Consider the following 12,745-nt stretch of genomic DNA (forward strand, 5'->3'; position numbering starts at 1 on the left):
CCAGGACGGGCTGCTGATGGATACGGTCGGCCGGGTGGTCGAGGGCTGCACCAACAATCTGTTCCTCGTCGAGAACGGTCATCTGGTGACGCCCGACCTGGGCGTGGCCGGCGTCAGCGGGATCATGCGAGGCAGGGTGATCGAATATGGCCGGCAGCACGGTCTCGCCTGCGCGGTAAAGCACGTCTATCCGGACCAGCTAGTGCGTGCTCAGGAGGTGTTTCTGACTAACGCCGTGTTCGGCATTCTGCCGGTGCGCAGCATTGACGCTCACAGCTACCGCATCGGTCCTGTTACCCTGCGTTTGCTCAATGCCCTGTGTCAGGGCGTATATTTCACCGAACGGTCACTACATCAGGTTTCCATCCATGCCGGCCAAGACCCTTGAAAGCAAGGATTACTGTGGAGAAAGCTTCGTCAGCGAAGATCGCTCCGGGCAATCGCTGGAGTCGATCCGATTCGAGGATTGTACGTTCCGACAATGCAACTTCACCGAGGCTGAGCTCAATCGCTGCAAGTTCCGCGAATGCGAGTTCGTCGACTGCAACCTGAGCCTCATCAGCATTCCGCAAACCAGCTTCATGGAAGTGCGCTTCGTCGACTGCAAGATGCTCGGTGTCAACTGGACCAGCGCACAATGGCCATCGGTGAAGATGGAGGGGGCGCTGTCGTTCGAGCGCTGCATCCTCAACGACAGCTTGTTCTACGGCCTATACCTGGCCGGGGTAAAAATGGTGGAGTGCCGTATCCACGATGCCAACTTCACCGAAGCCGACTGCGAGGATGCGGACTTCACGCAGAGCGACCTGAAGGGCAGCACCTTCCACAACACCAAACTGACCGGCGCCAGCTTCATCGATGCGGTGAACTACCACATTGACATCTTCCACAACGATATCAAGCGGGCTAGGTTCAGCCTGCCCGAAGCAGCCTCGCTGCTCAACAGCCTGGATATCGAGCTGTCCGATTGAGCCTGGCCATTCGCTACCGTGTGACTGATGCAACCTGGCGGATGCATCCGCCGTCGCCGTTGAACACGCAGCAGAAAGACTGGCTGACACGCGGTGGTTCGTTGACCGCGCACCTGTGCTTGTTGGGGCAGGTACAGGTGCAAGTGCAACGGGAGCACAAAGCCATGGCCTGGCTGGATGAATATCGGGTGCTCGGACTGTCGCGCTGCCTGCTTGTATGGGTGCGTGAAGTGGTCCTGGTGGTGGACGCCAAACCCTATGTCTATGCGCGTAGCCTGACGCCGCTGACCGCCAGTTACAACGCCTGGCAGGCAGTGCGTAGCATCGGCAGTCGCCCGTTAGCTGATCTGTTGTTCCGTGATCGCAGCGTGCTACGTTCGGCGTTGGCGAGTCGGCGCATCACCGCGCAGCATCCGCTGCACCGGCGCGCATGCAACTTCGTGGCACAGTCGCATGCGACGCAAGCCCTGCTGACGCGTCGCTCGGTATTTACGCGGCAAGGCGCCCCGTTGCTGATCACCGAATGCATGCTGCCAGCGTTGTGGGCAAAGCTCGAACCGGTGGCAGCTCCGCGCCAGGCGAGTCTGAGTGCGGACGGCCCTTGCCGGCATTCAGCGCAGATCGTCTCGCCTGAGTCGATGCTGGAATAGCCTTGGCATCGAAGCCCTCCGATCAGGCATCGAGGTCCGTCACCAGCATGCGCGCCAGCTCACGCAGCGGGTCGCCTTGCAACATGCTGTAGTGATTGCCCGCTGCGCTCTTGATCTGCGAAAGTGGTACGTAACCTGTGATATCCGGCAGTACCTCGCTACCCCCGCGTGGCTTGGACATGTCGGCATAGGACACGTGTACCGCAGTCTGTGCCTGGTACAGATGAGCGTTAGGCTGCAGGCACTGCGGCTCGAAACCGGCCAACAGCCCCAGGTGATAGCGCGTAACGCGCAATTGCTCGGCCAGCGGTGGCCACATGCGGCTTTCCAGAGTAAACCTCAGGTGTGCGAGCAGTTTGTCCAGTGATGCCTGGTGGCGGCTGTAGTCGAACACGTGCTCGTCGTCACCGTCGGCGAACAGCAGCTGCCGGGCTTCGTCTATTTCAGCCTGCTCGAAGCCGCGCTTGGCCAACGCGGCCAACGTATTGAGCGCCGCCACGAAGGTAAGCTGCCGGGGCTCGCGCGCATGTACCGGTATCAGGCTGCTATCGAGTAGGCCCACGTAATCGACGCGCAGGCCGCGCCGCTGCAATTGCTCAGCCACAGCCAGGGCTAGCACGCCGCCGGAGGACCAGCCCAGCAAGCGGTAGGGCGCACCGGTCGGGCCAGCCAGCAACGCATCGCAGTAGTGCGCGGCCAGGTCGGACAAATGCGCGAAGCGGCGCACCGGTTCGCATTGCAGGCCATAGACCCTGGCAGAGTGCCCTAGGGCGGCAGCCAGATCGATGTAGCAATGAATCTGGCCGCCGATCGGGTGGATGGCATACATCGCCGCGCGTTCGGTGCGTAGGCTAAGCGGTACGATAAGACTTACCGGCATGCTGCCGGCTTGGCTTTGGCGCATGCCGCGCTCGACGACAGCGGCAAAATCTTCCAGCACAGGGGATTCGAACAGCGTGTTGACCCGCACTTCGATGTCGAAACTCTGGCGGATACGCGAGAACAACTGGGTGGCAAGCAGCGAGTGACCGCCGAGGTTGAAGAAGTTGTCGTTGAGGCTCACGCGTAAGGGGGCGGCCTGTGCGGGGGTCAGCAGTTCGCTCCACAGCTTGGCCAGGGTGATTTCGACCTCGCTGCGCGGAGCGAGGTAGTCGCTGTCGCCGCTGGCGGCTTGCGGCTCGGGCAGGCTCAAGGTATCGAGCTTGCCATTGGGCAAGCGTGGAAGCGCCGGCAGCGACTGGAAGCGCGTTGGCAGCATGTAGGTAGGCAAGCGTTCCTGCAGCAGCTTGCGCAGCTCGTCGAGGTTCAGGACACCCTGGCGTGGCACCACGTAGGCCAACAGTTCCGGCGTGGGCGAGCCTTGCGGCCAACCGATCACGGCGGCCTCGGCGACCTGCAGGTGGGCCGCCAGGGCTTTCTCCACTTGGCGCAGGTCCACGCGGTAGCCGCGGACCTTGACCTCGTAGTCGCGCCGGCCGAGCAGTTCCAGCGTACCGTTGTCCAGTAGGCGGGCCATGTCGCCGGTCCTGTACAGACGCGAGCCGGGGGGGCCGTAGGGATTGGCGATGAAGCGCGCGGCGGTCAAGCCGCCCTGGCGCCAATAGCCGTGCGCAATGCCGAGGCTTTCGATGTGCACTTCGCCCATGATGCCAGGCGGCAACGGTCGCAGTTGTTCGTCGAGCACATGGACCTTGGTATTGGCGATGGGCCGTCCGACCGGGACAAAGCCGCTGCCGCTGTGTTGCTCGGCCGGATCGCAATAGGTCATGTCGTTGATTTCGGTACACCCGTAGATGTACCAGGCCGTGCAGGTAGGCAGCAGCGTCCTGAGCCGTTGCAGCAGTTCCGCCGGGCAGGGTTCGATGGAGACGAAGAGCTGGCGCAGCCGCGCCAGCCGCTGCGGCGTCTCAGCAACGTGGTCGAGCAGCGCGTTGAGCTGGGAAGGAAAGGTATACAGGCGTGTGATCTGCCAAGTTTCCAGCGCGCGCACGAAAGCGGGGATGTCACGCACGGTATCCTCGTCGATGAACACCTGCGGTACGCCAGCAAGCAGGCCGGCGAGCAGTTCCTTGACCGAGATGGCAAAGGCGATCGAGGTCTTTTGCGCCACCCGCTCCCCGGCCTCGAACGGCGCACGCGCCCACAGCGCATGCAGCCAGTTGAGGATTTGCCGATGGGGCACCATCACCCCCTTGGGACGACCGGTGGAACCGGAGGTATACATCACGTAGGCCAGCTGCGCCGGATGCAGGGCATGCGGCAGTGGCGTATGCGGTTGACGAGCGATGGCGGCATCGTCCAGGCGCAGCAGCGGTACTTGGATCAGTTGCCCGTCGATGTCCTTGCCGCAGAGCAACAGCCGTGGCTGCGCGTCGTCGAGGATCTGCTGAATGTAGGTGGTGGGGTAATGCGGGTCCAACGGCACGTAGCAGCCACCGGCCTTGAGCACGCCGAGTAGGGCAATGAGGAAATCGGGCGAGCGGCCGAACCACAGGGCGACGCGCTCCTGCGGGCGCAGGCCGCGCTCGATCAGGCAATGCGCCAGGCGGTTGGCGTGTTGGTCCAGTTGGGCATAGCTCAACTGTCGGTGTTGATCGGCACAAGCCAGTTCCTCGGCGTGCAGTGCCACTTGCGCATCGAACAGATCCAGCACACTGCGCGAGGTATCCAGAGTATGAGGGGTGACCTCGGTGCGAGCGACCGGCAGCGAAAAATCCGAGAGGTGGCAGCGGGGTTCTTCCAGCATCCGCTCCAGCACTCTTTGGTGGTGGGTCAGCATGCGCTGAACCGTAGCCGCCGAAAAGAGCTCCGCGGCGTATTCGACAGTGACTTCCAGGTGGCTTCCGTCGCCGATGAACTGCAGGTCCAGCTCGTTGGGTGTGGTGCGTTCGCCAAATTCCATCTGAGCGCTGAGGAAGATCTGGGCAAATGCATTGACGCCTTCGGTGGCGAAATTTTGGTGTCGGAGCATGACCGGCACGAGCGGGATCTGGCTGCTGTCACGCGGTTTCTTGAGAGCGCTTAAGACATGCTCGAACGGCAGTGCGCGATGCGCGTAGGCGTCCAGCACTTGCTGGCGCACGTGCTGCAGAAAATCCTCGGTAAAGGCGTGACTGCCCAAGTTTAGGCGTACCGCCAGGATATTGACGAAAAAGCCGATCAGATTCTCGGTTTCCAGCTGATCGCGTCCGGCGCTGGTAGTACCTAAGCAGAGTTCTCGCCGGCCGGTGTACTGGTGCAAGACGATCGCCAGGCTCGCCATAAGTGTCATGAACAAGGTGACGCGCCGTTCCTGGCTGAATGCAGCGAGACGCGCGGCTAAGGCGTCTGGATAGGTCAGGTGCAGTATGCCAGCACGCCAGGCTCGATTAGCCGGGCGTGGAAAATCGTAGGGCAAGGCCAGCCCTTCTTCGTAACCATGCAAACGCTGTTTCCAATAATCCAGATCGGCGCTGAAATCCTGTACGCGCTGCCATGTAGCATAGTCGGCATATTGCAGCAGCAGCGGTGGCAGTGCCGGTGGCGTCTGCTGTAGCGCGGCTATATAGAAAGCACGTAGGTCGCGAAAGATCAGGTTAATCGACCATCCATCGCAGATGATGTGATGCATGTTCATCAGGAACACGTGGTAATCGTCCGATACGCGCAGCACCGATACCTTGAGCAGCGGGCCGTGGGCAAGATCGAATACGTGCGCGGCGTGCTCGGCGACTAGGCGTGGTACTTCTGCGGGTGTCGCTGTGATGCAAGGCACTGGGACCTGCATGGCGTCGGCGATGTGCTGGCTGGGATAATCGCCGCCAGCGCAAGTTGCTATGCGGGTGCGCAAGGTTTCATGCCTGGCCACCAGCGCCTGGATCGCCTCGCACAGCGCTGACATCGAGAAATCGGCACTGCGCAAATGGCAGGCGAAGGCGACATTGTAACTGGTACGCTGCTCGGGCATGTGTTCGTGTACGAACCACAGGCGCTCCTGCTGATAGCTCAGCGGAACGGGAGCATCGCGCACGGCACGGGAAGAGATGGTGTTGCCGCCAGTCGGAGCCTGTTGTTGCCGCGCTTCGTTGACCACTCGCGCAAAATCTTCCAGCACAGGGGATTCGAACAGCGTGTTGACCCGCACTTCGATGTCGAAACTCTGGCGGATACGCGAGAACAACTGGGTGGCAAGCAGCGAGTGACCGCCGAGGTTGAAGAAGTTGTCGTTGAGGCTCACGCGTAAGGGGGCGGCCTGTGCGGGGGTCAGCAGTTCGCTCCACAGCTTGGCCAGGGTGATTTCGACCTCGCTGCGCGGAGCGAGGTAGTCGCTGTCGCCGCTGGCGGCTTGCGGCTCGGGCAGGCTCAAGGTATCGAGCTTGCCATTGGGCAAGCGCGGAAGCGCCGGCAGCGATTGGAAGCGCGTTGGCAGCATGTAGGTAGGCAAGCGTTCCTGCAGCAGCTTGCGCAGCTCGTCGAGGTTCAGGACACCCTGGCGTGGCACCACGTAGGCCAACAGTTCCGGCGTGGGCGAGCCTTGCGGCCAACCGATCACGGCGGCCTCGGCGACTTGCAGGTGGGCCGCCAGGGCTTTCTCCACCTGGCGCAGGTCCACGCGGTAGCCGCGGACCTTGACCTCGTAGTCGCGCCGGCCGAGCAGTTCCAGCGTACCGTTGTCCAGTAGGCGGGCCATGTCGCCGGTCCTGTACAGACGCGAGCCGGGGGGGCCGTAGGGATTGGCGATGAAGCGCGCGGCGGTCAAGCCGCCCTGGCGCCAATAGCCGTGCGCAATGCCGAGGCTTTCGATGTGCACTTCGCCCATGATGCCAGGCGGCAACGGTCGCAGTTGTTCGTCGAGCACATGGACCTTGGTATTGGCGATGGGCCGTCCGACCGGGACAAAGCCGCTGCCGCTGTGTTGCTCGGCCGGATCGCAATAGGTCATGTCGTTGATTTCGGTACACCCGTAGATGTACCAGGCCGTGCAGGCAGGCAGCAGCGTCCTGAGCCGTTGCAGCAGTTCCGCCGGGCAGGGTTCGATGGAGACGAAGAGCTGGCGCAGCCGCGCCAGCCGCTGCGGCGTCTCAGCAACGTGGTCGAGCAGCGCGTTGAGCTGGGAAGGAAAGGTATACAGGCGTGTGATCTGCCAAGTTTCCAGCGCGCGCACGAAAGCGGGGATGTCACGCACGGTATCCTCGTCGATGAACACCTGCGGTACGCCAGCAAGTAGGCCGGCGAGCAGTTCCTTGACCGAGATGGCAAAGGCGATCGAGGTCTTTTGCGCCACCCGCTCCCCGGCCTCGAAAGGCGCACGTGCCCACAGCGCATGCAGCCAGTTGAGGATTTGCCGATGGGGCACCATCACCCCCTTGGGACGACCGGTGGAACCGGAGGTATACATCACGTAGGCCAGCTGCGCCGGATGCAGGGCATGCGGCAGTGGCGTATGCGGTTGACGAGCGATGGCGGCATCGTCCAGGCGCAGCAGCGGTACTTGGATCAGCGGTACTTGGATCAGTTGCCCGTCGATGTCCTTGCCGCAGAGCAACAGCCGTGGCTGCGCGTCGTCGAGGATCTGCTGAATGTAGGTGGTGGGGTAATGCGGGTCCAACGGCACGTAGCAGCCACCGGCCTTGAGCACGCCGAGTAGGGCAATGAGGAAATCGGGCGAGCGGCCGAACCACAGGGCGACGCGCTCCTGCGGGCGCAGGCCGCGCTCGATCAGGCAATGCGCCAGGCGGTTGGCGTGTTGGTCCAGTTGGGCATAGCTCAACTGTCGGTGTTGATCGGCACAAGCCAGTTCCTCGGCGTGCAGTGCCACTTGCGCATCGAACAGATCCAGCACACTGCGTGACCAATCCAAGGCGAGCGCGGTATCCGGACTGGCCGCGGTCAGCGCGACGTCTTCGGCATCCAGTAGCGACATGCTTGATAGTTTCATGGGGCACCGGGTCGGCAGGGTTAAACGTGCAGCTTGAGCATGGCTTCGCCATCGCTGCGCGCAGCGATGTCAGGGGACGATTGTTCGGGCGAATAAGGTTCGGCCATGCACACGAGGATCTTGCGGCTGCCCTCGTAGGGCTCGCGTCCGTGCGAAACCAGCATATTGTCGATCAGCAGCACGTCGTCCCGATGCCAGTCAAAATGGATCTTGTGCTGGGCGAAAACTGTGCGCACATGGTCGAGCATGGCGGGGTCGATCGGCGTGCCATCGCCGAAATAGGCGTTGCGCGGCAGTCCCTGCTCGCCGAAGAACGACAGCATCATCTTCTGCGCAGCTGCCTCCAGCGCAGTGTAATGAAACAGGTGTGCTTGGTTGAACCAAACTTCATCGCCGGTCGCCGGATGGCACGCAAAGGCCCGGCAGGTCTGGCTGGTGCGCAAGCCGTCGCCGGTCCATTCGCATTGCATGTCGTTGCGGGCGCAATAAGCTTCTACTTCCTGCTTGTTGCGGGTGTTAAACACGTCCTCCCATGGCAGGTCGACCCCCGCACGGTAGTTCCTGACGTAGCGCACCTGTTTGCGCGCAAAGATTTCGCGCACTTGCGGATCGATAGCGGCTGTGACCTTGAGCATGTCAGCCAACGGCGTGCAGCCGCCCTCGCTGGCCGGCTGCACGCAATGGAACAGCAGTTTCATCGGCCAGACGCGCTGGTAGGCGTTCTCGCAATGTTGCGCTATGGACAGCTGCCTGGGATATTCGGTGGCCGTGTAGACATGCTGGCCGACGTCGGTGCGCGGTGTGGAACGATAGGTATAGGCCAGTCGCTCATCGAAGAAACAGCGTGAGATCTGCTCCAAGCCACCAGGGTGCGCAAAGCCACGGAACAGTAACGCCCTGTGTTGCCATAGCAGGGTAGGCCACGTCGCGCGGTGCGTGGCAGTCCAATCAGTCAGCGTGGCCTCGGCCGAGTCGGCCTTGATGGTCAGGGGAAGATCAGCGTTTGTGTGCATGGGTCACCTAAGTTCGAGCATGGCCGACGAAGAACAGGTGGGATTGCAGGTGCTTGGCGCTAGCCAGTGTCTCCAACAGCGCAGGCCGGATCACCTTGCCGCTGCAGGTACGTGGGATCGTGCCCACTTCGACGAATAGATGGGGATAGTGATGCTTGCCTAGCGTGTTCTTGCACAAGGCGCGTAAGGCGGCCCATAGCGCCCCTGTATCGATGCTGGCATCGACAGGCACCACGAAGGCGGCGGGGCGGGGCAAGCCGAACTCGTCTTCGACCAGACAGATCGCGCACTCCTTCACGCAGGCGTGCGTCTGGATGACGCTCTCCAGCGTCTCAGGCGAAAGCCAACAACCGTTGATCTTGATGGCGGAGCCCATTCTGCCCAAGTTATGGAAGCGCCCCTTGGCGTCGGCAAAGAACAGGTCGCGTGTATCGAACCAGCCGTCGACGAACAATTGGGCACTGAGTATGGTGTCGCCAACATAGCCCCTCGTCAGCGTATTGCCCCTCACCCACAGGCTGCCGACTTCGCCTATGCGGCAGATCTCTCCCTGCTTGTTCACCAGCTTCACATCAAAGCCTGGTACCGGCGTGCCAGTGCAACCCATGAGCGCGTGGCCTGGCCGATTGGAGATGAAGGTGGACAGTACCTCGGTGCAGCCGATACCGTCGAGCACTTCGACCTGCCAACGCGTGCTGATCGCATGACCAAGCCTCGCCGGCAAGCTTTCGCCGGCCGATATGCACAGGCGAAGCGCCGGCCACACCGCATCCGGCGCGGCCTCGGCAAGTAACAGCTTGAACACGGCGGGCACGGCGAGCAATACAGTGACGTGGTAAGTGTGGATGGTTTGCGCGATCTGCCTGACGCTAAGCGGCGCGGCAATCACATGGCTGACGCCAGCGAGCAGCGACAGCATCAGGTTGTTCAGGCCGTAGGCGAAAAACAACCGCGACGGTGTATACATCACGTCATCGCTGCGCAGCCCGAGCACGGCCTGCTGGTAGTTGAGATGGCAGTGCATAAAATCGGCATGCGAGTGCGTTACCGCCTTGGGCGTACCAGTGGAGCCGGACGTGCATATCATCACCGCGGGTGCATCGGCGGAGCAGGGCGCAACCACCAGCTCGTCGTTTTCGATCACCGGCATCAGGCTCGTCAGCTCTAAGGTCGGCAGGTGGCGCAACGCGGCATGATGGGAAGGCGGCAGTTCCGCATCGATCAGCACGAGGCGAGGCTTGATGGTCTTGAGCGTGGTCTCAAAGTGGACGAGCGACACAAGCTCGTTCATCGGCGCAAAGACCAGGCCACCGGCCAGGCAGGCCAGCATCAGGGCAACGCCAGCTAGGCTGTCGATAGCAATCAGCGCCACCGCATCACCGCTTTGCAGGCCAAGCAGACTCAAGTGCCGGGCATAGGTCGCCGCGCGAGAGCGCAACTGGCGATAGCTGAAGGCCTGCTGGCGCAACGGATCGATCATTTGCGCCGTCGAAGCCAGATGCGCTGCGGAAAAAATCTGCGCGCACACGTTGACCTGGACCGACGGGAGGCAGCCGATAGGCGCACAGGCAAACACTGCGGTGCTTGCGTCGGACCAGGACGGCATCGGCCCATCGGTCGAGCGTGCGAACCAGCTCGCGGGCAAATGACTGGCAATTTGACATAGTTTGCCGTGGTCGCAGGCCAGCAGACTGGTATCCACCTCGATCAGGTCTTCGACGCAGGAAAGCGCAGGCAAAGGGATCTGCGCCGCGCTGCCGCATACGCCACTATCGCGCAAGTCCGGCAGGTTCCTTTGGCGGTGGTCCGCATGCCATAGCAGCAGGCCATCGCTGCGTCGCGTGGCCAAGGCTTCCAGTGCCATGCCCAGGGCGCCTTGCAACCGGTCCAGTTGCTTGGGTTCCTCGATACGGCCCAAATCCAGTGTCAGGGTGTTGGCGCCGAGGGGCGATTCGGACAGCACGATTTGGTGCCGATGCTTGAGGTAATCGCAAATCAGGCCGGCCAGCTTGCCTAACCGTGCATATTCCCGTAGCAGGCTACCGAAGCTGCCACAGGGGTAAGGTGCGGCATAGTCAATGGTTATGTGCTGGCCGATCGGCGTGTCGCTGACATCGATACGCAAGCCAGGATAATCGCGCCGCCATTGATGCAGCAGCGTGGTCCATTGACGAGCATAGGCCTCGTTGCGCCCTGGCCGCGTCTGACCTACCGACCAACGCAAATCTAGTTCGGTGCCAGAGTGCATCGGAAGATTTGTCAGTGGGCGATCCATAAGCGTTCTCGTGTAAGGCGATCAACGCATCGAGCTCGGCTGTGTGCATCGGTCTGGCCGGTACGCCAGCGCGAGAGACTGTTCGCAAACTTCAGCGTTTCAGCGCTTGGACCAGATAACTTTGCGGCACGCCGTGGGTGCCGCGCGGTGCGACCGGAAACGGCCAACGCCCCATTTGCTGGCCAGCGGCGGCGATGGTCAACACCCCTGGCTCCCAGCCCAGTGGTTGGATCAGGCTTTCCGGTTCGTCAGTGCCAAACTGGCGAGCCATCGCGTGCAGCACTCGGGCATTGGGCGAGTTGAGCATAGAGAGGCCGATAACATCGAACAACACGCTGCTGCCCTTGGCACTCAATGCATCGATGCGCGCGAACAGCAGCATCACTGCCTCGGTGCTCAAGTAGCACAGCAAGCCCTCGACCAGCCACAAGGTGGCGGCGCTGCCGACGAATCCACTCTCCTTAAGTGCCTGGGGCCAGTCTTCGCGCAAATCGATCGGTAGCGCAATGCGCTGGCAAACGGGCTGGGCATCATGGAGTTTTTCGTGCTTGTCGGACAGGACATCCATGTGGTCGACCTCGTAGACACGGGTATCGGACGGCCAGGGGAGACGATAAGCGCGTGCATCCATACCGGCGGCCAGGATCACCACCTGGCCAATGCCTTCACTGACCGCCTGCATGATCTTGTCGTCGAGCCAACGCGTCCGTACCTCGATCGCCGGAGGCATCGGTACGTTCTGGTTGTTGCGTCTGAGCTCTTCAACGAATTCATCGCCGGCCAGACGCCGTGCGAAAGGGTCATGGAACAGCGCCTGCTCCCGCTCGCTTTCCAGCGCCCGCATGCCTGCCACCCATAAGGCGGTTCTTTCGATATCTCTCATGCATACGCTCCGGTTCGTGGTCGGCTTGCGCCGATGCATCATAGATATGCATGACTCGATTCGCGGCACCGTGCCTTGATGGTGGCTGCGAAGCGAAAACAATAACCAAAGGGTGATGCTCAACGACTTTACTGTAGCGACACCTTGTCCATCGCCTTACGGATGGTCTGATCCACGCAAGCGAAAGATGAGATAAACCACATCAGCTGTCAACGCCGATTTAAATTTGACCCACTTTCCTTTGAATCGCCGAAGTAAATCTGACCCACCCGGGGTCTTCCATCGGGCTGCTAGACTGCGCAGGGCAAAGCCCGTCGCAGCCCAGCAGCCCTGCGCCGGCTCACGCCCGAAGGGCAGGTAGCCGATCTCGTCGACCACCAGCAGCTTCGGCCCGAGTACCGCGCGATTGAAGTAGTCCTTCAGCCGGTTCTGCGCCTTGACCGCTGCCAGTTGCATCATCAGGTCGGCCGCGGTGATGAAACGTGCCTTGTGCCCCGCCATCACCGCACGCTGGCACAGCGCCGGGGCGATGTGGGTCTTGCCGACACCGCTGGGGCCAAGCATCACCACGTTCTCGGCGCGCTCGACGAAGGTCAGGTGGCCGAGCTCGACGATCTGCGCCTTCGAGGCGCCGCCGGCCTGGGCCCAGTCGAACTGCTCCAGCGTCTTGATGGACGGCATCCTGGCAAGTCGCGTCAGCGCCGTGCGCTTGCGCTCTTCACGCGCGAGCTGTTCGCTTGCCAGCACCTTCTCCAGGAAGTAGTTGGCATCCTCGCACGCGGCGGCCTGTGCGAGTGCTTGCCAGTCCGAGCTCAGGCGTGCCAGCTTCAACTGCTCGCACAGCGCGGCGATGCGCGCACACTGCAGGTCCATCACGCCACCTCCAGCAGGGTGTCATACACGGCCAGCGGATGCTGCAGGTTTTCCACTGGCAGGGCCAATGGCTGTCGTAAGGGAAGCGGTGCCTTGAGCGCCGGTGCGGACAGCATAACGACACGTTCCTTGGCCAAGCGCACTGTCGGCACGGCCTTGCTGA

At 62.0% G+C, this 12,745-nt stretch carries 8 protein-coding genes and 1 pseudogene; 3 read left to right on the forward strand and 6 right to left on the reverse strand.

Going from position 1 to position 12,745, the window contains the following annotated elements; translation table 11 throughout:
• Nucleotides 1–16 precede the first annotated feature (16 nt).
• Genes XaFJ1_RS07255 through XaFJ1_RS07265 form a run of 3 tightly spaced genes read left to right on the forward strand, consistent with a single transcriptional unit; the run spans nucleotide 17 to nucleotide 1,621 of the window.
• A complete protein-coding gene (locus tag XaFJ1_RS07255) occupies nucleotides 17–388 on the forward strand; it encodes an aminotransferase class IV (protein WP_012916027.1) in 372 nt (123 codons plus the stop codon).
• The gene (locus tag XaFJ1_RS07260; protein ID WP_012916028.1) at nucleotides 369–971 is read left to right on the forward strand and encodes a pentapeptide repeat-containing protein; all 603 of its coding nucleotides are present in this window, start codon (nucleotides 369–371) and stop codon (nucleotides 969–971) included. The genes XaFJ1_RS07255 and XaFJ1_RS07260 overlap by 20 nt, the downstream gene beginning before the upstream one ends.
• Nucleotides 972–991: 20 nt before the next feature.
• Nucleotides 992–1,621, forward strand: a complete 630-nt coding sequence (locus XaFJ1_RS07265) for a chorismate--pyruvate lyase family protein (protein ID WP_155394434.1) — start codon at nucleotides 992–994, stop codon at nucleotides 1,619–1,621.
• A 22-nt stretch (nucleotides 1,622–1,643) separates the two neighbouring features.
• Here the strand turns inward: XaFJ1_RS07265 and XaFJ1_RS07270 are convergent, their stop codons facing one another.
• The 6 genes and pseudogenes from XaFJ1_RS07270 to XaFJ1_RS15885 form a co-directional block, all read right to left on the reverse strand.
• The gene (locus tag XaFJ1_RS07270) at nucleotides 1,644–7,538 is read right to left on the reverse strand and encodes a non-ribosomal peptide synthetase (protein WP_012916030.1); all 5,895 of its coding nucleotides are present in this window, start codon (nucleotides 7,536–7,538) and stop codon (nucleotides 1,644–1,646) included.
• A gap of 20 nt (nucleotides 7,539–7,558) precedes the next feature.
• Nucleotides 7,559–8,551 (reverse strand): TauD/TfdA family dioxygenase, encoded by a 993-nt coding sequence (locus XaFJ1_RS07275; RefSeq protein WP_012916031.1) that lies wholly within the window; start codon nucleotides 8,549–8,551, stop codon nucleotides 7,559–7,561.
• Nucleotides 8,552–8,558: 7 nt separating this feature from the next.
• Nucleotides 8,559–10,799, reverse strand: coding sequence for an AMP-binding protein (locus tag XaFJ1_RS07280; RefSeq protein WP_161525139.1), 2,241 nt, complete (start codon nucleotides 10,797–10,799; stop codon nucleotides 8,559–8,561).
• Between the two features lie 118 nt (nucleotides 10,800–10,917).
• On the reverse strand, nucleotides 10,918–11,832 hold the full coding sequence (locus XaFJ1_RS07285; protein WP_197538484.1) for an SAM-dependent methyltransferase: 915 nt from the start codon (nucleotides 11,830–11,832) through the stop codon (nucleotides 10,918–10,920).
• Nucleotides 11,833–11,865: 33 nt separating this feature from the next.
• Complete coding sequence (locus XaFJ1_RS07290) at nucleotides 11,866–12,582, reverse strand: ATP-binding protein (RefSeq protein WP_012916034.1); 717 nt, start codon at nucleotides 12,580–12,582, stop codon at nucleotides 11,866–11,868.
• Nucleotides 12,582–12,743, reverse strand: a pseudogene (locus tag XaFJ1_RS15885) (IS21 family transposase); the annotation flags it as partial. The pseudogene XaFJ1_RS15885 and the gene XaFJ1_RS07290, both read right to left, overlap by 1 nt.
• Nucleotides 12,744–12,745 lie beyond the last annotated feature (2 nt).

The organism is Xanthomonas albilineans, from assembly GCF_009931595.1.
In the GTDB taxonomy this organism is placed as follows: domain Bacteria; phylum Pseudomonadota; class Gammaproteobacteria; order Xanthomonadales; family Xanthomonadaceae; genus Xanthomonas_A; species Xanthomonas_A albilineans.

Bases quoted from the DNA above. Each gene is read 5' to 3' on its own strand.
- XaFJ1_RS07275 (WP_012916031.1), bottom strand. From the start codon at position 8,551: ATGCACACAAACGCTGATCTTCCCCTGACCATCAAGGCCGACTCGGCC.
- XaFJ1_RS07260 (WP_012916028.1), top strand. From the start codon at position 369: ATGCCGGCCAAGACCCTTGAAAGCAAGGATTACTGTGGAGAAAGCTTC.
- XaFJ1_RS07290 (WP_012916034.1), bottom strand. From the start codon at position 12,582: ATGGACCTGCAGTGTGCGCGCATCGCCGCGCTGTGCGAGCAGTTGAAG.
- XaFJ1_RS07255 (WP_012916027.1), top strand. From the start codon at position 17: ATGGATACGGTCGGCCGGGTGGTCGAGGGCTGCACCAACAATCTGTTC.
- XaFJ1_RS07280 (WP_161525139.1), bottom strand. From the start codon at position 10,799: ATGCACTCTGGCACCGAACTAGATTTGCGTTGGTCGGTAGGTCAGACG.
- XaFJ1_RS07270 (WP_012916030.1), bottom strand. From the start codon at position 7,538: ATGAAACTATCAAGCATGTCGCTACTGGATGCCGAAGACGTCGCGCTG.